Source organism: Serratia rubidaea (assembly GCF_016026735.1).
Taxonomy (GTDB): Bacteria; Pseudomonadota; Gammaproteobacteria; order Enterobacterales; family Enterobacteriaceae; genus Serratia_B; species Serratia_B rubidaea.
The window spans coordinates 2,627,159-2,649,476 of the sequence record NZ_CP065640.1 but is presented as its reverse complement, the minus strand read 5'-3'; the positions used below and the strand labels follow the sequence as shown (position 1 = coordinate 2,649,476).

Sequence of the window (22,318 nt, the reverse complement as noted above, 5' to 3'; positions counted from 1 at the left end):
GTTCTCTATTTCTGCGAAAAGTACCCGCTCAGGGCGTCAGCGCCGCCCGCTCGGACTGGCTGACGCGCAGCGTCGGGCAATACTGCACCATTTCGATAAACGCATCGACCAGCGCCGCCGCTTCGCCCTTCAGATCGAAGGTTTCCGGCATAAACAGCCAGTTTTCCATCAAACCGGTGACGTAAGCGCGTAAAATAACCGCCGCGCGCCGGGTATGCAGATCGGCCGGCAGCTGGCCGCAACGCATGCTGTTGCGCAATACGCTTTCAATATGCTCGTAACTTTCGAGGTATAAAACTTTGTGAATGTCATGCAGCTGCATCATTTCGCCGACAAATTCACATTTATGGAAAAGGATCTCCATCAGGGCGCGGCGGCGCACGTCGTCCACCGTCGCCGTCAGGACATAGATAAGGATTTCCCGTAAAATCCTCAGTGGATTATCGGGAAACTTTGCCTGATACTCTATTTCGAGGTCGCCTATTTTCGACTCTGATAATTCCCAAACTTCGTTAAACAGGTCTACCTTATTCTTGAAATGCCAGTATATCGCACCGCGCGTCACCCCGGCTGCCGTTGCAATATCGGCGAGCGAAGTAGCGGAAACGCCTCGCTCGGAGAATTCTCGCACTGCAGCGTCGAGAATCTGTTGTCGGGTTTCTTGCGCCTGCTGTTTGGTTTTTCGTGCCATGGCATTGTTTTTTCGGGGGAGCGTGATTTACATACATTTGCGAATGTATGTACCATAGCACGCACATAAAATTAACGCAGCAATGGGTTTGCGCGCTTGTGATCCATTGATCATTTTGAAATCGGACACTTGAGGTTTTTCTATGAACAAAAACAGAGGGTTAACGCCTCTGGCGGCAGTTCTGATGCTTTCCGGCAGCTTAGCGCTTACAGGATGTGACAATAAAGAAGCCCAACAGCAAGGCGCTCAGCAGGCTCCCGAAGTGGGCGTGGTTACCTTGAAGGCGCAGCCTCTCAATATGACGACCGACCTGCCGGGCCGCACCGCTGCATTTCGCATCGCCGAAGTTCGTCCTCAGGTCGGCGGCATCATCCTGAAGCGCAACTTTGTCGAAGGCAGCGATATCAAGGCCGGCGAATCTTTGTATCAAATCGATCCTGCCACCTACCAGGCCAGCTACAACAGCGCCAAAGGCGATTTGGCCAAAGCGCAGGCCGCGGCGGAAATCGCACGCTTAACCGTCAACCGCTACAAACCCTTGCTGGGCACCAACTACATCAGTAAGCAAGATTACGATACCGCCACCTCCACCTTGCAGCAGAACAATGCCGCAGTGCTGGCCGCCAAGGCCGCAGTGGAAACGGCGCGCATCAACCTGGCTTACACCAAGGTGACCTCGCCAATTTCCGGCCGTATCGGCAAGTCCTCCGTCACCGAAGGCGCGCTGGTGTCCGCCGGGCAGAGCACCGCACTGGCCACCGTACAGCAGCTGGATCCGATGTACGTCGACGTGACCCAGTCAAGCAACGATTTTCTGCGTCTGAAACAGGAGCTGGCCAACGGCACCCTGAAACAGGAAAACGGCAAGGCGAAGGTCAAGCTGCTGCTGGAAAACGGTAAAGAATACGCGCAGGAAGGCACCCTGGAGTTCTCCGACGTCACCGTCGATGAAACCACCGGTTCCATCACCATCCGTGCGGTATTCCCTAACCCGAACGACCAGCTGCTGCCCGGCATGTTCGTGCGCGCCCGTCTGGATGAAGGCGTACGCAGCAACGCGCTGCTGGTGCCGCAACAGGGCGTGACGCGCAACCCGCGCGGCCAGGCGACTGCGCTGGTGGTCGGCGCCGACAACAAAGTTGAAATGCGTACTCTGCAGGCTGACCAGGCCATCGGCGACAAATGGCTGGTTACCGACGGTTTGAAATCCGGCGACCGCGTGATCGTCACCGGCCTGATGACAACCAGACCAGGCATGCAGGTAAAAGCACAAGAAGTTGACACTCAGGCGCAAAAACAGCCGCAGGCTGACGCGCAGAAGTCATAAAAAGGAGCCGGTAATACATGGCTAAGTTCTTTATAGATCGCCCCATTTTCGCCTGGGTAATCGCCATCATCGTGATGTTGGCGGGGGTGCTTGCGATAATGAAACTGCCGGTTGCGCAGTATCCGACTATCGCACCGCCGGCGGTAACCATCTCCGCCACCTACCCTGGCGCGGATGCCACCACGGTGCAGGACACCGTCACGCAGATTATCGAACAGAATATGAACGGTATCGATAACCTGATGTACATGTCCTCCTCCAGTGACTCCTCCGGCAGCGTGCAAATCACGCTGACGTTTGATTCCGGCACCGATCCTGACATCGCGCAGGTGCAGGTCCAGAACAAACTGTCGCTGGCAACCCCGCTGTTGCCGCAGGAAGTCCAACAACAAGGCCTGAAAGTAGAGAAATCCAGCAGCAGCTTCCTGATGGTGGCCGGCTTCGTTTCCGACGATCCGAACATGACGCAGGATGATATTGCCGACTACGTGGCCTCCAACATCAAGGACCCGATCAGCCGTGCTTCCGGCGTGGGTGAAGTGCAGCTGTTCGGCGCCCAGTATGCAATGCGCGTCTGGCTGGACCCGAACAAGCTGAACAACTACCAGCTGACGACGACCGACGTTACCAGCGCCATCACCGAGCAGAACAACCAGATCGCCGCCGGGCAGCTGGGCGGCCTGCCACCGGTTGAGGGCCAGCAGTTGAACGCCTCCATCATCGCGCAGACCCGTCTGAAAACGCCGGAAGAGTTCGGCAAGATTCTGCTGAAGGTGAACAGCGACGGTTCACAGGTGCGTCTGCGGGACGTGGCGCGCATTGAGCGCGGCGCTGAAAGCTACGCCGTGACCGCACGCTACAACGGCAAACCGGCCGCCGGTCTCGGTATCAAACTGGCCACCGGCGCCAACGCGCTGAACACCGCCGCGGCGGTCAAAGCCGAGCTGGGCAAGCTGGAGCCGTTCTTCCCGCAGGGGATGAAGGTGGTCTACCCGTATGACACCACGCCGTTCGTTAAGATTTCCATTAACGAGGTGGTGAAAACGCTGTTCGAAGCGATCGTGCTGGTGTTCCTGGTAATGTACCTGTTCCTGCAGAACTTCCGCGCCACGCTGATTCCAACCATCGCGGTGCCGGTCGTCTTGCTGGGTACGTTCGCCATCCTGGCGGCGTTCGGCTTCTCGATAAACACCCTGACGATGTTCGGCATGGTGCTGGCGATAGGCCTGTTGGTGGATGACGCCATCGTGGTGGTGGAAAACGTCGAGCGCGTGATGTCCGAGGAAGGACTGCCGCCGAAAGAAGCCACCAGAAAATCGATGGGGCAGATTCAGGGCGCGCTGGTCGGTATCGCCATGGTGCTGTCCGCGGTATTTATCCCGATGGCCTTCTTCGGCGGCTCTACCGGCGCCATCTACCGTCAGTTCTCGATCACCATCGTTTCCGCGATGGCCCTGTCGGTACTGGTGGCGATGATCCTGACGCCGGCGCTGTGCGCCACAATGCTCAAACCGATCCCGAAAGGCGATCACGGGGTGAAAACCGGCTTCTTCGGCTGGTTCAACCGCATGTTCGAAAAGAGCACGCACCACTACACCGACAGCGTGGCCAACATTCTGCGCAGCACCGGCCGTTATCTGCTGATCTACCTGCTGATCGTCGTGGGCATGGCGTTCCTGTTCCTGCGTCTGCCTTCTTCATTCCTGCCGGATGAGGACCAGGGCATTCTGCTGACCATGGTGCAGTTGCCTGCCGGCGCGACGGAAGCGCGTACGTCGAAAGTGCTGGAAGAGGTGACCAACCACTTCCTGACCAAAGAGAAAGATAACGTGGTGTCCGTGTTTACCGTTGCTGGCTTCGGCTTTAACGGTAACGGCCAGAACAACGGTCTGTCGTTCGTCAGCCTGAAAGACTGGAACGAACGTCCGGGCAGTGAGAACAAGGTTGAGGCGATTGCCGGCCGTGCGATGGCCGCCTTCTCGCAAATCAAAGACGGGATGGTGATTCCATTCAACCTGCCGGCGATTATCGAGCTGGGCACCGCGACCGGTTTCGACTTCGAGCTGATTGACCAGGGCGGCCTCGGCCACGAAAAACTGACCGAAGCGCGTAACCAGCTGCTGGGCATGGCCGCACAGCATCCGGACGTGCTGGTGGGTATGCGTCCTAACGGCCTGGAAGATACGCCGCAGTTCAAACTGACCGTCGACCAGGAGAAAGCCAAGGCGCTGGGCGTCAGCCTGACCACCATCAACAGCACGCTGACCACCGCGCTGGGCGGCTCGTACGTCAACGACTTCATCGACCGCGGTCGTGTGAAGAAGGTATACGTACAGTCTGATGCACCGTACCGCATGCTGCCGGAAGATATCAACAACTGGTATGTCCGCGGCGAATCCGGTCAGATGGTGCCGTTCTCCGCCTTCTCCAGCGCCAAGTGGGAATACGGTTCACCGCGTCTGGAGCGCTATAACGGTCTGCCGTCCATGGAGATCCTCGGCCAGGCGGCGCCAGGCAAGAGTACCGGTGAAGCCATGAGTCTGATGGAAGAGCTGGCGTCGAAACTGCCAAGCGGCGTAGGTTACGACTGGACCGGCATGTCCTATCAGGAACGTCTGTCCGGCAACCAGGCGCCGTCGCTGTACGCTATCTCGATTCTGGTGGTGTTCCTGTGTCTGGCAGCGCTGTATGAGAGCTGGTCGATTCCGTTCTCGGTCATGCTGGTACTGCCGCTCGGGGTTATCGGTGCGCTGCTGGCGGCCACGATGCGCGGCATGAACAACGACGTTTACTTCCAGGTAGGCCTGCTGACAACCATTGGTCTATCGGCGAAGAACGCGATATTAATCGTCGAATTCGCCAAAGATCTGATGGAAAAAGAAGGCAAGGGCCTGATTGAGGCGACGCTGGATGCGGTACGCATGCGTCTGCGCCCAATCCTGATGACCTCACTGGCATTTATCCTCGGGGTACTGCCGCTGGTCATCAGCTCCGGCGCAGGTTCCGGTGCGCAGAACGCGGTAGGTACCGGCGTAATGGGCGGGATGATTACCGCTACCGTGCTGGCCATCTTCTTCGTTCCGGTCTTCTTCGTGGTGGTACGCCGCCGCTTCTCCAAGAAGTCTGAAGATATCGAGCACAGCCACCCGGTTGAACATCGTTAATCGCATTTAGCTCACACCAAGGCCGCGCAAGCGGCCTTTTTTTCGCCCGACGTTCCCTCCCCCTTCCCCGCCTCTTTTTTCACTTGATCGCCGGCGGTAAGCGGCGCATAATAATTGTTATGATATAACATATCACAAGGAGTCTATCATGAAGCCCGACATTCATCCGCAGTACCGTCCGGTGGTCTTCCACGATCTGAGCGCCAACAGCTACTTCAAAATCGGTTCGACCATCAAAACCGATCGCACCGTGGAGTTCGAAGGCGAAACGCTGCCCTACGTCACCATCGATGTCTCTTCCGCCTCCCACCCGTATTACACCGGCAAGCAGAAAGAGTTCTCGAAAGAAGGCAGCACCGCCCGTTTCCAACAGCGCTTCGGCCGTTTTATCGGCAGTAAATAAGGGATCCATATGCAGGTTTTAAGTTCGTTGCGTTCGGCGAAGAATCGCCATCCGGATTGCAAAGTCGTGCGCCGCCGCGGCCGCATCTATGTCATCTGTAAGTCCAACCCGCGCTTTAAAGCGGTGCAGGGACGTAAGAAAAAGCGTTAACCGTAGTGCCTCATCTGTCGCCAAAGCCCCGCTGCCGTTTGCGGGGCTTTTTTATACCGGCAACCCTCCGGCCCCGTTTGGCACGGGCGCAAAAAGGTTATTTCATACCGGCGATCATCGCGCTGACATTATGTTTGAAGGCTTTCACATAGGAAGAAGCCGGCCCGCGCGCGTCGGATAACGCCTCCGGATAGAGTTCACCGCCGGCTTTGGCGCCGGTGGCCGCCGCAATTTGCTTCACCAGACGAGGATCGGTCTGGTTCTCAATAAAGTAGCTGTGTACGCCTTCACGTTTGATTTGTTCGATTAAACCGGCAACCTTGCTGGCGCTGGCCTCCGATTCGGTGGAGAAACCCACCGGCGCAAGGAAAGTCACGCCATACTCCTGGCCAAAATAGCCGAAGGCGTCATGACTGGTCAGTACCTTACGCCGCTGCGGCGCAACCGCCGCAAACTCACTTTTTGCCCAGCTGTCCAACTGTTGCAGCTGCTGCACATAGGCTTTGCCCCGCTGACGGAAATAGTCGGCGTCCTGCGGGTCGGCAACCACCAGCGCATTCATCACATTGGTGGCGTAGCGTACGCCGTTCCTCATGCTGTTCCAGGCGTGCGGATCGGTAATCTGTTGCCCGTCTTCCTCCATGCTACGCGTGTCGATGCCCTGCGAGGCGACCACCACCGGCCCCTGATACCCCGATGCGCCGACCAGCCGGTCCAGCCAGCCCTCCAGCCCCAGGCCGCTGACAAACACCACGTCAGCCTGCTTCAGCGCCTTGCTGTCCTGCGGCGACGGTTGAAACGCGTGCGGATCGCCATTCGGCCCAACCAGCGACACCACGTTAACGTGCTCACCGCCTACCTGCTTAACGATATCCGCCAGGACGGAAAAACTGGCGACGGCGTCTACGGTTTTTGCCATCGCCGCCGGGCTGACCAGCAGCGCCGCCGTCAGAGTGATTGATAAAGATTTCATATTTTCTCCTTGCCATTACGCCAATCGACGCCGCACCACGGAAAATATCCCGCCGTGCGCGCCAAACAATACGGAAACGAAAAAGACCAGGCTGGCGCTCAGCACGATCGACGGCCCGGCCGGCAGCGAGGCATAGTAGGAACCGATCAGCCCGATCAAAGAGGCGAACATCGCCAGCCCCATGGAAACCAGCAGCGTCTGCGGCAGGTCACGCGCCCAAAAACGCGCGCTGGCGGCGGGCAGCATCATCACCCCCACCGACATCAGCGTGCCGAGGATCTGAAAACCGGCCACCAGATTGAGCACCACCAACGCCAGAAATACGCCGTGGATCAGCGCCAGACTGCGCGGCGCGCTGACGCGCAGAAAGGTAACGTCGAAGGCCTCGATCACCAGCGCGCGATACAGCGCGGCCAGCGTCAGCAGCGACAGGCTGGCGATCCCCCCCACCATCACCATCGCCTGCGCATCGATCGCCAGTATCGAGCCGAACAGCACGTGCAGCAGATCGACGCTGGAGCCGCGCAGCGACACCAGGGTGACGCCCAGCGCCAGCGAGCCCAGGTAAAACCCGGCAAAGCTGGCGTCTTCTTTTAATGGCGTACGACGGCTGACCACGCCGGACAGCATCGCTACCGCCAGCCCGGCGACAAACCCGCCGGCCCCCATCGCCACCAGCGACATACCGGAAATCAGATAGCCGATGGCCGCCCCCGGCAGCACCGCATGGGATAATGCATCACCCACCAGGCTCATACGTCGCAGCAGCAGCAAGACCCCCAACGGCGCGCTGCTCAGCGACAGCGCCAGACAGGCAACCAGCGCGCGGCGCATAAAACCGAATGAGGTAAAAGGATCCGTCAGCAGATGAAATAGCATCATGGTGCGACCGCCAGCCGGTACGCTGCCGCATGCTCCGAAGGATCCGGCGCCAGTACCGCCTCCGCGCGCCCCCAGCGGCAGTACTGCGGCGTCAGCATGAGTGCCTGCGGAAAGTGGCCGGCCACCATCGCCATATCATGCAGTACGGCAATCAGCGTTTTCCCCTGCCGGTGCAGTTGCCCAATCACCTGCAAGAGCAGATCGGTCGTCGCGGTATCAATCCCGGTAAAAGGTTCATCGAGCAGAATCAGCGGCGCCTGCTGCACCAGCAAACGGGCAAACAGCGCCCGCTGCAGCTGCCCGCCCGATAACGCATTCAGCGGCCTGCGCGCCAACGACGCCATGCCCACCGTCTCCAGCGCCTGCGTAATCTGCTGCCGCTGCGCTCGTGTGATGGCCCCGAAGATACCGCTCCGCCGCCAGCAGCCCATCGCGACCAAATCGCCGACGGTGATAGGAAACTGGCGGTCAAGCTCAAGCTGCTGCGGCAAATAGGCGATCGCCGGCGGCGGATAGGGGCTAAACTGCAGCGAGCCGCCCTGCAGCGGCAGCAGACCGGCAATGGTTTTCAACAGCGTGGATTTACCGGCGCCGTTCACGCCGATCACCGCCGTCAGAGAGCCTGTGGCAAAGCGTCCGGTTAACGGCGGGAACAGCGGCGCACCGCCATAACCGACGGTTGCCTGATGCAGTGCGATCATGGCAGCGATACCGCCCAGGCAATGGCCAGCCACAAAAGCGCCAGCAGCAATAGCACCGCCAGGCAACGACGAGCGGCCGAGACGGTGAACACGCTGATGTTCGCCGCCGTTTTCAGGTTACGTTCAGGAGAGTACAGGGACATCATGGCGACCTCACATTAATGTTATAATATAACATCACATATATCACGATAACTCAAGCCGTCATGTCCCGCCCCTGCGCTGTGGGTAAACAGCACGCAAAGCATGCCAACGGCGTATTGAAAATGACGTAAAATGGAAACAGAGCAGAGTAAAACGGTAAAATTTTATGCATATCACCCTGGCCTGTCCCTTGAAAACGCAGCCTGCGTCAACGGATCTATTAAAAAGCATCATTAATGAGAAACGGGCGGAGCTGGCTCCCTTGCTTACCAGCGAGCTGCGCTATTATTCTGAAAATGCGCGTTATGTTGAGGGTTCATTAGAAATACTTGATATTCAGAATGTGTCTGGCCCAGACTATTCAATGAGTTATCGTTACCAATGGCACATTTTTAATGCCTGTCTGGATATCAATACGCAAGAAACCGTCAATGGCAGCGTAAGATTCACCCAGCTTCCACAGGGATTAATTTTTGATATAATCGATAACACGCCTCCGTCACCTGCCGATGAATTGTAAGTTTACGTAATAATGACAGGCCGAACGCCGCGAAATGTTTTATATTAAAAATATCCGGAATAATTGCCGCAGCCGTGAGGAAATCATCCCGCCGCTGGGTTAAGCCGGAGTTTCATGCCAGGCAACGGCGTTACGCTTTCAAGCATAAAGGGGTTATACGGAAAGTTTATACGCCCTAAATAATTCACGTTGCAGGAAGGCGGTAAGGGAAGGAATCTCAATGCGCTGATTCAGGCGCAGCCAACGTACCGGCAACCTGAAGTATCGCGGGTATAAACGGTATCCGTTAATGACATCAATCCATCTACTCACCCAAGTGCGGTCACCGAGAAATTAAGATTTGCGGAGGAGATGATATGGATGAGTACTCGCCGAAACGGCATGATATTGCTCAACTCAAATTCTTGTGTGAAAATCTGTACGATGAAGGCATTGCGACGTTGGGCGACAGCCATCACGGCTGGGTTAACGATCCGACTTCGGCCGTCAATCTGCAGCTGAATGAGCTGATCGAACATATTGCTTCGTTTGTGATGAGTTATAAAATAAAATACATGGACGAAAGTGACTTTTCAGAATTAGTCGAAGAGTACCTCGACGATACCTATACGTTATTTAGTAACTACGGTATTAACGATTCCGATCTGCGTCGTTGGCAAAAAACTAAACGGCGACTATTCAGAATGTTCTCAGGAGAGGTTTGCTGTACGAAAATGAAAACTTAGGGGATAATTACCCCAAACTATTTAACAATTTAAATAAGATTAGTAACTATAAGGCTATCATGACAAAAACCGACTACCTGATGCGTTTACGTAAATGCACCACTATCGATACGCTTGAAAGAGTGATTGAAAAAAACAAGTACGCGCTCTCTGACGATGAGCTCGAGCTGTTTTACTCCGCAGCCGACCACCGTCTGGCTGAACTCACCATGAATAAGCTGTATGACAAAATCCCGACGTCTGTTTGGAAATATGTAAGATAATCAGTCGTTCAACTGCGTTGAGCCGATGTCGCAGTCGGCCTCAATGGTAAATACTCCCTGGCTATCTTCTTATTTCCTCTCTAACCGTCCCGGCTTTGCCCCTGAAAGTTTTGTAAGAATAATTGGAAGCACGCTTCAATTAGCGGCGAACGAATTCCCTGTTTGGCGCGCATCAGTGCGACGCTGCGGCTCAGTAGCGGCTGCTGTAAATGGATGACCGTTAATTCATCATCATGCAAATGCGTGGTGTAAAGCTGCGGCAAAATGGCGATCGCCAGTTTCGAACGCACCAGCCCATATAGGGTCTCCAGAAAATCGACCTGATAACGGGCGGTGACATTAAGCCGCTGGGTTTCCGCCAGCGCCGTGACCAGGCGGCTGACGTTGCCTTTGGAAAAGAGCGCAATATCCCGGCCGATTAACTGCCGCCAAGGTAAATGATGGGATTCCGCCAGGGGATCGTCGCGACGCATCACCGCGACAAACGGATCTTCCCGCAGCGGATAAACCTCCAGCGTTGCCGGCACCGAGCGATCAAGGGCACCGATACCAAAATCAATTTGCCCATTCTGCAACTGCGTCAGCAACGCATCGTTGGTTTGATCGTGATATTCCACCTGCAGACGGGGAAAATGCTGCGCCAATAGCTGCGGCGCCGCAGGAAACAGCAGGCTGCCCACCGACGGCACCAGGCCAATACGCAGCGTCCCGTCGCCGCCGTCCTGCATGATTTTCTGCATATCGTCAAAGGTGGCCTGCGCCACATTCAGCAGCCGTTCGGCATGCGGCAAAATTGCCGCCCCCAGCTCGGTCAGCGTTACCGCCGACGCGGTGCGATTAACCAGCCGCCCGCCCAGCACCGACTCTGTCTGGCGTAAAGCGCTGCTCAGCGCCGGCTGGCTGATCGCCAGCCGGTGAGCAGTATCGGTAAAGTGCCGCAGCTTGGCCAGCGTGACAAAATACTGAATCTGTTTCAGGGAAAGCGCAGGAAGCCGGCGCCAGGGTTCAAACATCGCAACAGTCCGCCACATTGCAGGTAAACGTTTGCTACAGCATAAACGTTTCTTATCACGCGATAAAATAAATCATCTGTGCAAACTCAGCGCCGCCCCCTAGAGTAACAACCCTGTTATTTTGCAGGGTAATTATCATGACCGCTTCCTCCGTCAGCGCCCACGACCGCCAGCGCGCCATTGCCGCCGCGCTGGGAAAAACGCCGTTCGATCTGTTGCTGACCAACGCCCGCATCGTCGATATGGCAACCGGCGAAATCCGTCCGGCCGATGTCGGCATCGTCGGCGTCCTGATCGCCAGCGTACACCCCTGCGGCGCCTTCTCCGCCGCTCACGACACGCAGGATTTAAACGGCGCCTATCTCAGCCCGGGGCTGATCGATACCCACGTGCACGTTGAAAGTTCCCATTTACCGCCGGCGCGCTACGCGGAAATCGTTGTCGCACAAGGCACCACCACCATCTTCTGGGATCCGCACGAACTGGCCAACGTGCTGGGCGTCGCCGGCGTGCGCTACGCCATTGACGCCAGCCGCGATCTGCCGCTGCGGGTGATCTGCGCCGCACCGTCAAGCGTGCCGTCAACCCCCGGCCTGGAGATGTCCGGGGCGGACTTCGCCGGGCAGGAGATGGAAACCATGCTGGGCTGGCCGGAGGTGGCCGGCGTCGCCGAAGTGATGGATATGCACGGCGTGCTTAACGGCAGCGAACGAATGGTGGAGATCCTCAACGCCGGCCTCAACAGCGGCAAACTGATTGAAGGCCATGCCCGTGGCCTGAGCGGCGCGGAGCTGCAGGCGTACCTCGCCGCCGGCGTGACCTCTGACCATGAGCTGACCTCGGCCGATGACGCGCTGGAAAAACTGCGCGCCGGCCTGACGCTGGAGATCCGCGGCTCTCACCCTTATCTGCTGCCGGATATCGTCGCGGCGCTGAAAACCCTGCCCCATCTGTCATCACAGATTACCGTCTGCACCGACGACGTCCCGCCGGATATGCTGCTGGAAAAAGGCGGCGTTATCGCCCTGCTGAATCTGCTGATCGCACACGGCCTGCCGGCCACTGACGCCCTGCGGATGGCCACGCTTAACGCCGCCATCCGCCTGCAACGCAACGATCTGGGGCTGATCGCGGCCGGACGGCGCGCCGATCTGGTGGTGTTCGACAGCCTGGAACAGCTCTGCGCCCGCCGGGTCTACGTTTCCGGCCGCTGCAGCGCCCAGAACGGCAAGATGCTGACGCCGGTGGCCGCCAACCCGCAGCTTTGCGTACCGCGCGATACCCTGCGCCTGCCGCCGCCGACGCCGGAGGCGTTTGTCCTGAAGGTGGCAGGCATCAAACACGGGCAGGCCACGCTGCGCCATATCAAAGGCGCGCGCTTTACCCAGTGGGGTGAAACCACGGTAGAAGTACGCGACGGTCAGGTGCAGCTGCCGGCCGGCTTCAGCCTGATCTGGGTGCAGCACCGCCACGGCCGCCATCCGGCTGCGCCGCAGCTGGCGCTGCTGGAAGGCTGGGGAGAACTGCGCGGCGCCATCGCCACCAGCTATTCCCACGATTCGCACAATCTGGTGGTGCTGGGGCGCGATCCGCAGGATATGGCGGTAGCGGCCGATGCGCTGATCGCCAGCGGCGGCGGCATGGCGCTCAGCCAGAACGGCGAAATACTGGCGCAAGTCGCCATGCCGATCGCCGGCATGCTGTCGGACCTGCCGCCAGCCGAGCTGGCGCAGCAGTTCAAAAACCTGCGCGACCTCAGCGCACGGATTGCCGACTGGGAACCGCCTTACCGGGTCTTCAAAGCCATCGAGGGCACCTGTCTGGCCTGCAACGCCGGGCCGCACCTGACCGACCTCGGCCTGACCGACGGCACCACGCGGCAGATTGTCGATCCGCTGATCGCCTGCTGGGAAACCCCGGCCTGAAGATAAACATAATAATGATGATAGATACCCGGCCGCCACGGTGCGGGTAACAGTACAGGAGAGCCATAAATGGCCGACAATTCAGTGAATGCTCCAACACCAGGGAGCTGGTTACAACGGTGTTTTCAACTGCACGCCCGGCGCAGTACGGTCAAAAGGGAGTGTCTGGCGGGCGTCACCGGCTTTCTCGCCGCCGCCTATCTGCTGGTGGTGATCCCCGGCCTGCTGGCGGTCGGCGGTATGGATAAAGGCGCGGCGACCACCGGCACGATCCTGGTCTTTGTCGCCGGTACGCTGCTGATGGCGTTTTACGGCAACCTGCCGTTTATCGTCGGGCCGGGCATCGGCGGTTCGGTGCTGGTCGGCGTGACGCTGGCCGGCAGCGAGGGCATCAGCTGGCAGATCGGGCTGGGGATCGCCTGCTGGTCAGGCATCCTGTTCTTTGCGCTGACCCTGTTCGGGCTGCGGGAAGTGGTCACCCGTTCGGTGCCGCAGTCGATAAAGCTGGGCCTGACCGCGTCGATCGGCCTGTTTGTCGCCGTGCTGGGGTTCCGTAACGCCGGGCTGGTGCTGACCAACGCCAAATCCAACGCCCTGATGCTGGGAGATTTCACCGCGCCGGGCGCGCTGGTGGCGCTGGCCGGGCTGTTTTTAGCCATCGCCCTGCAGGCAAGGAAAATCCCCGGCGCCATCCTGTGGGCGATCCTGTTCGCCACGCTGATCGGCATTCCGTTCGGCGTCACCCAACTGCCCGGCAATTTTATCGCCGCACCGCACGCGTTGACGCCGGTCTGGGCGCAGGTGGATATGCTGGGAGCGCTGAACATCGCCTTCCTACCGTTCCTGTTCGTCTTTTTCGCCTCTGAGTTTTTCTCCACCATGGGCACCACGCTGGCGGTCGGCGGCGAGGCCGGCTTACTGGACGAACATGGCAATATGCCGCAGATTAACCGCCCCTTTATGGTGGATTCCATCGCCGCCGCGCTCGGCCCCTGGGTCGGCATTCCGGCGGCAACGGCGCTGATCGAATCTTCCGCCGCCGCCGAAGCCGGCGGCAAAACCGGGCTGACCTCGCTGGCCGCCGCCGTGATGTTCCTGCTGATGCTGCTCTTTACCCCGGTGGCGCTGATGATCCCGAAAGAGGCGACCGCCCCGGCGCTGATCCTGATCGGTCTGAATATGTTCAGCGGGCTGCGCAAGGTCGATTTAGCCAACTTTACCGACGGGCTGCCGGTGCTGATGATGGTGATGATCACCCTGATCGCCAACAGCTTCGGCACCGGGATCGCCGGCGGGCTGCTGTTTTATATCATTATCAAGGTGATTGCCGGGAAATGGCGCGAGGTGCCGGCTGGTCTGTACCTGCTGGCGATCCCGCTGATCTACTACTTTGCCACGCTGGTCAGGCATTAATCTCAGCGGCATCGGTGCAGACCGATGCCGTGATTTAATACTGCGCCGCCGCCTGCAGCACGCCGCCGTTATCCCGCCATACGGAAAACTGCACGGAAAAATCACGCCGGTGAGGAGTGATGTGTTTTTTTACCTTATCGGCGGAATAGAGTTCGACGGCAACGTTATACGCCCTGTCCGGTATAAACAGATAGTTTGCCGTGGGCACGCAGTTGTCCGCCGATACAACCGGCCGCTCGCTGCCGTTTTCCCCAAACCGCTGATCCAGCTTGCGGCTAACGTTGCCGACCTCTTCAATATAGATAGCGCCGATCGTTTCATCCCCTTCCGGTTGCACCCTGATGCATACCTGATTCGCCACGGCGCTGACCGTCGCCCGCTCCATCGGCGGCCGCGGATCGTTCAGCTGGCAGCCGGACACCACGACGGCTAGCAGACACAAGAGAGATTTTTTCATCCCTAATTACCTTTGGGTAAAGAAAAACGTGCCGCTATCAGATGATTTCCCCCGGCCGCTGTCAATCCGCAAAAGCTTTATGTTTCATCGTTAATTGATTGCATTACGCGTTTTTAAAACACCGTTTTTGCATGGTCTCAGACGATGGCAACAGCGCCCACCGCGCTAACGATAACAGGGCCGGCCGGCCCTGTTATTTCAATCAGGTATTACAGACTGCGTTCTAACGCGAGGTAGCGCGCTTCCTTCTTCTGTTTTATACGCCAGAACATCCACAGCATAATAAACCACACCGGCGTGGCGATCAGCGCCTTGCGGGTATCGGGATCAAACAGCATGATGAAGATGGTAAAGGCAAAGAACAGCAGCGTCAGCCGGCTCATCAACACGCCCGCCGGCATCTTGAAGATCGAGCGCTCATGCAGCTCGGGGGATTGTTTGCGGTACGCCAGATAGGCAAGCAGTATCATCATCCAGCTGTAAACCACCATAATCGCCGCCAGCGTCGAAACGATGGTGAACAGCGTCATCACGTTGGGCACCAGAAACAGCAGCAGCGTGCCGCTTAACATACAAAAACAAGAGAACATCAGGCTGCGCACCGGAATGCGCGTGGTGCGCGACAGGATGCGAAACTGCCAGTGGGCGTGCTTTTCCACCGACAGGCCGTACAGCATGCGCGTGCTGGAATAGACGCCGCTGTTCGCCGACGACATCGCCGACGTCAGTGCGACAAAATTGATCATCGCCGCCGCCGCCGGCAGGCCGGCTTTGTCAAACAGCGTCACAAAGGGGCTGCTGTCGGGGGAAATCCCCGACCATGAGGTCACGCCGATAATCACGATCATCGACAGCAGATAAAAAATAATGATCCGCAGCGGCAGCGAATTAATCGCACGCGGCAGGATCTTCTGCGGATCTTTGGTTTCCGCGGTCATCGTCCCCAGCAGCTCAATGCCGGTGCAGGAGAATATCGCAATCTGAAAGCCCGCCAAAAAGCCGCTGATGCCATGCGGCATAAACACCTGCGGATCGGTGATGTGGCTCAGCGAGGCCTGCACGCCATCCGGCGATGTCCAGCCGGAGGCGATCATCCAGCCGCCGGTCAGAATCAGCGCGATAATGGTGACCACCTTGATCAACGCAAACCAGAACTCCGCCTCGCCGAACATTTTTACCGACAGCAGGTTAAACAGACACAGCAGGCCAAGGGTGAATAACGCCGGGATCCAGGCTGACATTTCCGGAAACCAATACTGCATATAGCTGCCGCACACCACCACGTCGGCAATGCAGGTCACCACCCAGCTCAGCCAGTAGGTCCAGCCCAAAAAGAAGCTGGCGCGCGGGCCAAGGTAATCACCGACAAAGTCGGCAAACGAGCGGTAGTCCAGCTTTGACAGCAGCACTTCCCCCATCGCCCGCATCACCATATAGGTAAAGAAACCGACCAGTACGTAAATAATCAGGATCGACGTGCCGGAGATGGCAATATTTCTGCCCGCCCCCATAAACAGGCCGGTGCCAATCGCGCCGCCCAGCGCGATCATCTGGATATGACGCTCACCGAGGCCGCGCGTCAGTTTCTGCGGGGCAGAGGTCGCCCGCCCTTCAGGTGTATGGTGTGTCATGGCTATTCCTTCATCAATCTGGCAAAGCGAGATGCGGCGCGGCGGAGCGCAGCTGCAAACAGGTTGGTGATAGCGCGGTCAGCCCGGCGTGACGCCGTCGACCGCTCAATGCATTTCCGGCGCCCTAGCGCTGGAAATCATAGATGGAGCCAAGGCGTAAAATTTGCGTGAGCTCGTCAAGCGCCTGCCGCACCTCATACAACAGGTGGGGATCGGCCAGGTCGCGAGCGTGCAGCCGGTCGCGATAATGCTTTTCGACCCACTGCGTCAGGCGCTGGTAGCGCTCCTCATTCATCAGGCTGGCGGCATTGACGACGGCCAGTTCGGCATCGTTCAACGCCACCCGCAGGCGCAGGCACGCCGGCCCACCGCCGTTGCGCATACTCTCGCGCAGGTCAAAAACGGCGATCTCATCAATCGGCGAACGTCCGCCGCGCGTCAGCTCGCAGAGGTATTCCCAGACGTTGGCGCGCTGACGGCACTCTTCCGGCACCACAATCAGCATTTTCCCGTCCGGTTTGCTGAGCAGCTGGCTGTTGAACAGATATGACGCCACCGCATCGTCCAGGCTGACCCGCTCCTGCGGCACTTCGACGTTGATAAATGGCAGTTCCAGCGCATCGGCCTTTTCCCGCAGCTCCGCCAGCAGCGCCTGCTGGTGCAAAAACGCATGCTGGTGATGAAACAGCACGTTGCGGTTGCTGACCGCAATCACATCGTTATGAAACACCCCGCTGTCGATGGCGGCCGGGTTCTGCTGCGCATAGATCGTATATTCCGGCCGGAGCCGATGCAGCCGCGCCACCGCCTGGCTGGCCTCCAGCGTCTGACGGGCCGGATACCTGGCCGGCGCCGGTCCGCCGCCAAAAGCGCGACGGCCGTAAACGAACAGCTGCAGCCCCTGCTGGTGATAAGCCTGACACAGCCGGTTGTGGTTCGCCGCCCCCTCATCGCCGAAGTCGCTCTGCTGCGGCAGGGCATCGTGGTGGCAGAAAAAACGCTCATCGGCGAAGGTCGCGCGCAGGATTGCCGAGGTGACCGGCGCTTCCTGTGCGCGGTGCAGCTTGTTATTCAGATTGGCGACGGTGAAGTGCAGTTTGCCGTCCGCGCTGTCGGCGGAAGGGGACACCGTCGCGGCGTTGGCGGTCCACATCGACGAGGCCGACCCGTAGGCCGACAGCAGGTGCGGCGCATCAGCAGCGGCGCGCTGCACAACCTGCACATCCGTCCCGCTGAACCCCAGCGCGCGCAGCGCGGCGACATTGGGCCGCGGCTGCGGCGGCAGAATGCCCTGAATATATCCCCGGTCAGCCAGCGCTTTCATTTTATGCAGCCCCTGCAGCGCCGCCTGACGCGGGTTGGACAGCCCGTCGCGGTTGTTTTGCGAGGCCTCATTGCCGACGGAAAGCCCGGCGTAGTGATGCGTCGGCCCGACCAGGCCGTCAAAGTTGGCTTCAGCGCCCGACATCCGCTGCGTTTTTTCGGTCATAAGTATCTCTTTCTTAAGGGTTAAGTGTGAGCACGTGGAGCGGGTCCCGTTCGCCGCTTTGCAGCGCATCCAGCAGCGGCTGGTCAAGCGTCTGCGGCTCTTCCGCGGCGATCAGCAGCGCGCGGAAATGGGCAAACTGGTTGTTGGCGACAATCACCGGCGACTGCGGTGTGAGCGTCAGCTGATGCGCCGGCATGCACTGCGCGCGGCGAATCGCCTTGAGCTTATCGGTTTCGGCCTCCAGCACCGGGCCGGCATCAAAAATATCGACCGACCCTTCCCAGCGGAATCCCTCTTTTTCCAGGATGGCTCTGGCCGGCGCCGTCTGCGCGTGCACCTGCCCGATGGCCTTTTTGGCGCTGTCGGGCAGCAGAGTGACGTAAATCGGGTAGGACGGCATCAGTTCGGCAATGAAGGTTTTCATTCCGCTGCCGCTGAGACGGTCTGCTTCGGCGAAAGGAATAGCAAAAAAATGGTGGCCCAACGCATCCCAGAACGGAGAACCGCCGTTGTCATCAAGCAGGCCGCGCAGTTCGGCAAAAATATGGGAGGAGAACCAGCTTCTGAAGGCTGAAATAAACAGGAAACGCGCCTTGGACAGCAGCAGGCCATTACGATTTTTTTGATATTCCGGATCGAGGAACAGGGTGCAAAGCTCGCTGTGGCCGGTATGGTCATAGCTCAGATTGAGCAGCTCAATGTTCTTATAAACGCCCAACTCTTTTGAGGCGCGCACCGTACGCTGCAGGCGGAAATTGTAGAACGGTTCATCCAGCCCCACCGCGACCTCAATCGCGCTGACGCCCGCCACGCGCGCGGCCTCGGTGTCTTCCAGAACGAACAGAAACCCTTGCTGCGCACGCGGTAACCTACCGGCGAAGGTATCGATACTGCGGCGGATGCGCGCCGCCAAGCGCGCCCGGTCGTTGGGCAACGACGTCAGCCCGACGCCCGCGCGTGATGCCAGCCGCATGATGTCATTCAGGTCGTCTTCCCGTACGGGTCGAAAAATAATCACTAATGCGCTCCCAAACCAACCTGACGGAACGTAGCGACACGTCCGGCAGGAATAAAAAAAGCGGGTAACAAGCACCAACCGCGTCTTCGTACCCCGATTGCAGCGCGCTCCTTTCCATGATGAATGCCCACAGTCAAACCGTCGGCATCCCGGAGAGACGGAACGCCGCATGCGTTTTTTAATGCGCGCCAACCCATTGCGCTGAAAGACAATTTTCATCGCCACGGAGAGGGAACAGGAAAAACCAGACGGTCAGCAGGTCATTACCAATACCTTTTTGGTTGCGTACCTTAATGCTGTGTCGGCTAACGAAATAAAGTCAATATGAAAAAACACCAATTTATTCACTTTTTGATAACCTTCAATATTCTGAAAAATAGGCATAATTTCACAACTTATTCACTAAGTAGCGCGCAAAGTGAATGAATATGCGCACATGATGGGCGATATATATGACTTTTTATTCACTTAATCGTGCTGTCGGATGGCTTAAACGCAGTTATTTTCTCTACAAGGTGATAGCATATTTTTAAAATAGTGCTAACGTTAAGCGCGTATCGCTTATTGCACTAACTTTCCACGTCTACACAACATAATTTTTGGTAAAACAGGCCTATTATGGAAAAGTTATCTTACGCTTCCGACAGCTCCACCTCTCCTTGGGTAACCTATCTGCGCCAAATTGACCGCGTCGCGCCCCATCTGGGCGACCTGGCCCATTGGATCGAAACGCTGCGCCACCCTAAGCGCGCACTGATCGTCGATATTCCACTGCAAATGGATGACGGCACCATTCGACATTTCGAGGGCTACCGCGTACAGCACAACCTGTCGCGCGGCCCGGGTAAAGGCGGCGTGCGTTATCATCCCGATGTGGATCTCAACGAAGTGATGGCGCTTTCCGCCTGGATGACTATCAAGTGCGCAGCCCTAAACCTGCCGTACGGCGGCGCCAAAGGCGGCATCCGCGTCGATCCTTTCTCGCTGTCTGAAGGGGAACTGGAACGCCTGACGCGCCGTTACACCAGCGAAATCGGCCTGATTATCGGCCCGCAGAAAGATATTCCGGCTCCGGACGTCGGCACCAACGGCAAGGTTATGGCTTGGATGATGGATACCTACTCCATGAACCACGGCACCACCATCACCGGCGTAGTAACCGGCAAGCCGATCCACCTGGGCGGTTCTCTCGGCCGTGAAAAAGCCACCGGCCGCGGCGTATTTATTACCGGCTGCGAAGTCGCCAAGCGTTCCGGCATTGAGATCGAAGGCGCCAAAATTGCGCTGCAGGGCTTCGGCAACGTAGGCAGCGAAGCGGCTCGCCTGTTCGAGAAAGCAGGCGCACGCGTTGTGGCCGTGCAGGATCACTCGGCCACGCTGTACAACGAAGCCGGCATCGATTTAACCGAGCTGACCGTATGGCAAACCGAGAGCAAGCAGATTGCCGGCTTCCCGGGCGCGCAGGAAATTGCCAAAGAGGAGTTCTGGACGCTGCAGATGGATATTCTGATCCCGGCGGCGCTGGAAGGACAGATCACCCGTGAACGGGCAGAGAACCTCAGCTGCAAACTGATCCTGGAAGGCGCGAACGGCCCGACTTATCCGGAAGCGGATGACGTGCTGGCCGAGCGCGGAATTCTGGTGGTGCCAGACGTTATCTGTAACGCCGGCGGGGTAACGGTCAGTTACTTCGAGTGGGTGCAGGATATGGCCAGCTTCTTCTGGAGCGAAGAAGAAATCAACCAGCGCATGGACAAGATCATGACCGACGCCATCGCCCATGTGTGCGATAAAGCCGAAGAAAAGAACTGTTCCCTGCGCACCAGCGCCTATATCGTCGCCTGCGAACGTATCCTGCTGGCCCGTAAGGACCGCGGTATTTACCCGGGCTGATTGGCGCCACGCCGTCAGATGTCACACAAGGGCGCGGATCGCGCCCTTTTTTGTTGCCCGCCATTCAGCCATTATTACGCATCACGGCCCGTTGATAAGCCTCCCGCGCCTGACAACGCTGCAGGTACGCTTCCAGCGCCAGCGGCAGGGATATTCATCCGCCGTCCTTTTTCCAATAGGTTAATGATGAAACAGGCTACTCAGGGAGAACAGCACCAACAGCGTTCCCCCGCCGATATTGATGTACTTTTTCAGCGTCAGCGGATCGGCCTTTCTGGCGGAAAACACCAGCGCATAGCTGACGGCAATCAGCCAGGTGCACATCACGGCGATATGTACGGAAGCCAGCAGTAAATAGTTACCGATATCGCCATGCTGCCCGGCGAACTGCGACACCACCGTCAGATAAAACATAATCGCTTTGGGGTTCAGCACGTTGAGCAACCAGGCGCTCTTTAGCGTTACGCGCGTGCCGCCGCTGTTCAGCGCCAGCCGCCGCGCGGCAACGCCGCTGCGGATCAGTGAAATCCCCAACCAGAGCAGATACAGGCTGCCGACGATGCTCAGCACGCCGAACGCCGCCGGCGAAGCCACCAGCACGGCGGTAACGCCAAGGCCGATCAGTAATGCATGGGTGTAGATGCCCAGCGCCGTACCCAGCAGCGTGCGCAGCAGCCCCTGACGCCCGTCCGCCAGCGCGCCGTTCATCGCCAGCGTGAAACTCGCGCCGGGAGAAAGCGCAACGGGTAGCAGCGCAGGGATAAAACCAGGCAGGTTAATGTCCATAGACGAAGGATAATAGGTAACCGCCTGCGGCTTGGCAAGCCGGCAGAATATGCGTGCGCGCAGTGCAGAAGAACGGGAAAGTCCGTGGTGCCAGGCTAAAAAATAGGGGGAAACAGCGATTGGATGGCAGAAATGGTGGAGGCCCTGCCAGCTACATCCCGGCACACACGTCACCTGCTGCGGCTGCTTCCTTCCGGACCTGACCGAGTTCACAAGTTAGTGTTGCGGGAGAACCAACAGGGCCCCCATTGACGGCTTCCGTACTGCGAAGCGGTGGGCATTATCAATGATGATATCTGAAATAGCAAGCCAACCGGGGCCAACCGCTGTTTTCTTACCCAGCCGGCCTGTGGCACACTGCCACTCCGACAGCAACACGGCGTACTTATCTCTATGACATCCACAGATCCGACTTTCCGCCAGCGCGTCTTTCACGTCGTCGCCGCCATTCCCTGCGGCAAGGTGATCGCCTACGGCGAAGTGGCCGCGCTTGCCGGTTCGCCGCGCGCAGCGCGGCAGGTCGGCGGCGTTCTGAAGAAACTGCCGCCGGGCAGCACCCTGCCCTGGCACCGGGTGATCAACCGGCACGGCAAGATCTCGCTGCGCGGCGAGGACTTTCAGCGGCAGCGGCAGGCGCTGCTGGCGGAGGGGATTATGTTTGATGCCGAGGGCGCGGTGGACTTTGCCCGCTTCGGCTGGCGGCCATAAGCAGGCTGCCTTTAGCCGGCCGGCTAAAGGCAGCGAAAACGG

General features: G+C 58.3%; 22 protein-coding genes and 1 other RNA gene. 11 read left to right on the top strand and 12 right to left on the bottom strand.

The features are described 5' to 3' along the window. Window positions 1-28 precede the first annotated feature (28 nt). The gene (gene acrR / locus I6G83_RS12315) at window positions 29-691 is read right to left on the bottom strand and encodes a multidrug efflux transporter transcriptional repressor AcrR (RefSeq protein ID WP_054305417.1); all 663 of its coding nucleotides are present in this window, start codon (window positions 689-691) and stop codon (window positions 29-31) included. A 142-nt stretch (window positions 692-833) separates the two neighbouring features. Between acrR and sdeX the strand changes: the two genes are divergently transcribed. The 4 genes from sdeX (at window position 834) to ykgO (ending at window position 5,735) form a co-directional block, all read left to right on the top strand. Next, window positions 834-2,018, top strand: coding sequence for a multidrug efflux RND transporter periplasmic adaptor subunit SdeX (gene sdeX / locus I6G83_RS12310; RefSeq protein WP_054305418.1), 1,185 nt, complete (start codon window positions 834-836; stop codon window positions 2,016-2,018). A 17-nt stretch (window positions 2,019-2,035) separates the two neighbouring features. After that, the gene (gene sdeY, locus I6G83_RS12305) at window positions 2,036-5,182 is read left to right on the top strand and encodes a multidrug efflux RND transporter permease subunit SdeY (RefSeq protein ID WP_054305419.1); all 3,147 of its coding nucleotides are present in this window, start codon (window positions 2,036-2,038) and stop codon (window positions 5,180-5,182) included. A gap of 148 nt (window positions 5,183-5,330) precedes the next feature. Next, complete coding sequence (locus I6G83_RS12300; RefSeq protein ID WP_015671227.1) at window positions 5,331-5,585, top strand: type B 50S ribosomal protein L31; 255 nt, start codon at window positions 5,331-5,333, stop codon at window positions 5,583-5,585. Between the two features lie 9 nt (window positions 5,586-5,594). Further along, window positions 5,595-5,735 carry a type B 50S ribosomal protein L36 gene (gene ykgO / locus I6G83_RS12295; protein WP_004940304.1) on the top strand — a complete coding sequence of 47 codons (141 nt, stop codon included), beginning with the start codon at window positions 5,595-5,597 and terminating at the stop codon, window positions 5,733-5,735. Window positions 5,736-5,832: 97 nt separating this feature from the next. Here the strand turns inward: ykgO and I6G83_RS12290 are convergent, their stop codons facing one another. The 4 genes from I6G83_RS12290 to I6G83_RS12275 are packed head-to-tail and all read right to left on the bottom strand — an operon-like array spanning window position 5,833 to window position 8,437. After that, window positions 5,833-6,708: a metal ABC transporter substrate-binding protein gene (locus I6G83_RS12290; RefSeq protein ID WP_054305420.1), complete on the bottom strand. Its 876-nt coding sequence runs from the start codon at window positions 6,706-6,708 to the stop codon at window positions 5,833-5,835. 15 nt (window positions 6,709-6,723) lie between these two features. Continuing rightward, window positions 6,724-7,590, bottom strand: coding sequence for a metal ABC transporter permease (locus I6G83_RS12285; RefSeq protein ID WP_054305421.1), 867 nt, complete (start codon window positions 7,588-7,590; stop codon window positions 6,724-6,726). Continuing rightward, on the bottom strand, window positions 7,587-8,291 hold the full coding sequence (locus I6G83_RS12280) for a metal ABC transporter ATP-binding protein (protein WP_054305422.1): 705 nt from the start codon (window positions 8,289-8,291) through the stop codon (window positions 7,587-7,589). Before I6G83_RS12280 ends, I6G83_RS12285 begins: the two co-directional genes overlap by 4 nt. Beyond that, the gene (locus tag I6G83_RS12275) at window positions 8,288-8,437 is read right to left on the bottom strand and encodes a hypothetical protein (RefSeq protein WP_156484024.1); all 150 of its coding nucleotides are present in this window, start codon (window positions 8,435-8,437) and stop codon (window positions 8,288-8,290) included. Before I6G83_RS12275 ends, I6G83_RS12280 begins: the two co-directional genes overlap by 4 nt. Window positions 8,438-8,601: 164 nt before the next feature. Between I6G83_RS12275 and I6G83_RS12270 the strand changes: the two genes are divergently transcribed. The 3 genes from I6G83_RS12270 to I6G83_RS12260 all read left to right on the top strand — a co-directional run bounded on the left by I6G83_RS12270 (window position 8,602) and on the right by I6G83_RS12260 (window position 9,943). Next, on the top strand, window positions 8,602-8,955 hold the full coding sequence (locus tag I6G83_RS12270) for a hypothetical protein (RefSeq protein WP_054305423.1): 354 nt from the start codon (window positions 8,602-8,604) through the stop codon (window positions 8,953-8,955). 356 nt (window positions 8,956-9,311) lie between these two features. Next, window positions 9,312-9,680 (top strand): Hha toxicity modulator TomB, encoded by a 369-nt coding sequence (gene tomB, locus I6G83_RS12265; protein ID WP_061324804.1) that lies wholly within the window; start codon window positions 9,312-9,314, stop codon window positions 9,678-9,680. A gap of 59 nt (window positions 9,681-9,739) precedes the next feature. Then, a complete protein-coding gene (locus I6G83_RS12260) occupies window positions 9,740-9,943 on the top strand; it encodes an HHA domain-containing protein (RefSeq protein ID WP_015671220.1) in 204 nt (67 codons plus the stop codon). Between the two features lie 80 nt (window positions 9,944-10,023). Here I6G83_RS12260 and I6G83_RS12255 read toward each other — a convergent pair whose 3' ends face one another. Further along, complete coding sequence (locus I6G83_RS12255; RefSeq protein WP_054305425.1) at window positions 10,024-10,956, bottom strand: LysR family transcriptional regulator; 933 nt, start codon at window positions 10,954-10,956, stop codon at window positions 10,024-10,026. Window positions 10,957-11,093: 137 nt separating this feature from the next. Between I6G83_RS12255 and I6G83_RS12250 the strand changes: the two genes are divergently transcribed. Continuing rightward, complete coding sequence (locus I6G83_RS12250) at window positions 11,094-12,881, top strand: adenine deaminase (RefSeq protein WP_054305426.1); 1,788 nt, start codon at window positions 11,094-11,096, stop codon at window positions 12,879-12,881. Between the two features lie 69 nt (window positions 12,882-12,950). Continuing rightward, a complete protein-coding gene (locus I6G83_RS12245) occupies window positions 12,951-14,294 on the top strand; it encodes an NCS2 family permease (protein ID WP_054305427.1) in 1,344 nt (447 codons plus the stop codon). Window positions 14,295-14,328: 34 nt separating this feature from the next. Here the strand turns inward: I6G83_RS12245 and I6G83_RS12240 are convergent, their stop codons facing one another. The 4 genes from I6G83_RS12240 to astA form a co-directional block, all read right to left on the bottom strand. After that, window positions 14,329-14,751, bottom strand: coding sequence for a putative T6SS immunity periplasmic lipoprotein (locus tag I6G83_RS12240; protein WP_015671216.1), 423 nt, complete (start codon window positions 14,749-14,751; stop codon window positions 14,329-14,331). A 209-nt stretch (window positions 14,752-14,960) separates the two neighbouring features. Continuing rightward, window positions 14,961-16,382 (bottom strand): amino acid permease, encoded by a 1,422-nt coding sequence (locus I6G83_RS12235; protein WP_054305428.1) that lies wholly within the window; start codon window positions 16,380-16,382, stop codon window positions 14,961-14,963. A 124-nt stretch (window positions 16,383-16,506) separates the two neighbouring features. Next, on the bottom strand, window positions 16,507-17,850 hold the full coding sequence (gene astB, locus I6G83_RS12230) for an N-succinylarginine dihydrolase (RefSeq protein WP_054305466.1): 1,344 nt from the start codon (window positions 17,848-17,850) through the stop codon (window positions 16,507-16,509). Window positions 17,851-17,884: 34 nt separating this feature from the next. Beyond that, window positions 17,885-18,886 carry an arginine N-succinyltransferase gene (gene astA / locus I6G83_RS12225; RefSeq protein ID WP_232037742.1) on the bottom strand — a complete coding sequence of 334 codons (1,002 nt, stop codon included), beginning with the start codon at window positions 18,884-18,886 and terminating at the stop codon, window positions 17,885-17,887. 621 nt (window positions 18,887-19,507) lie between these two features. Here astA and I6G83_RS12220 point away from each other — a divergent pair. Then, a complete protein-coding gene (locus I6G83_RS12220) occupies window positions 19,508-20,782 on the top strand; it encodes a Glu/Leu/Phe/Val family dehydrogenase (protein ID WP_015671212.1) in 1,275 nt (424 codons plus the stop codon). A gap of 180 nt (window positions 20,783-20,962) precedes the next feature. On the opposite strand, the gene I6G83_RS12215 is transcribed toward I6G83_RS12220, so the two are convergent. Together I6G83_RS12215 and ffs are read right to left on the bottom strand one after the other, a co-directional pair. Next, entirely contained in the window at window positions 20,963-21,568 is a 606-nt protein-coding gene (locus I6G83_RS12215) for a LysE family translocator (RefSeq protein ID WP_054305429.1), read from the bottom strand. A 142-nt stretch (window positions 21,569-21,710) separates the two neighbouring features. Then, an RNA gene (gene ffs, locus I6G83_RS12210) (signal recognition particle sRNA small type) lies at window positions 21,711-21,807 on the bottom strand. 154 nt (window positions 21,808-21,961) lie between these two features. On the opposite strand from ffs, the gene I6G83_RS12205 reads away from it, so the two are divergent. After that, window positions 21,962-22,276 carry an MGMT family protein gene (locus I6G83_RS12205; protein ID WP_015671210.1) on the top strand — a complete coding sequence of 105 codons (315 nt, stop codon included), beginning with the start codon at window positions 21,962-21,964 and terminating at the stop codon, window positions 22,274-22,276. The last annotated feature ends 42 nt before the right edge of the window (window positions 22,277-22,318 follow it).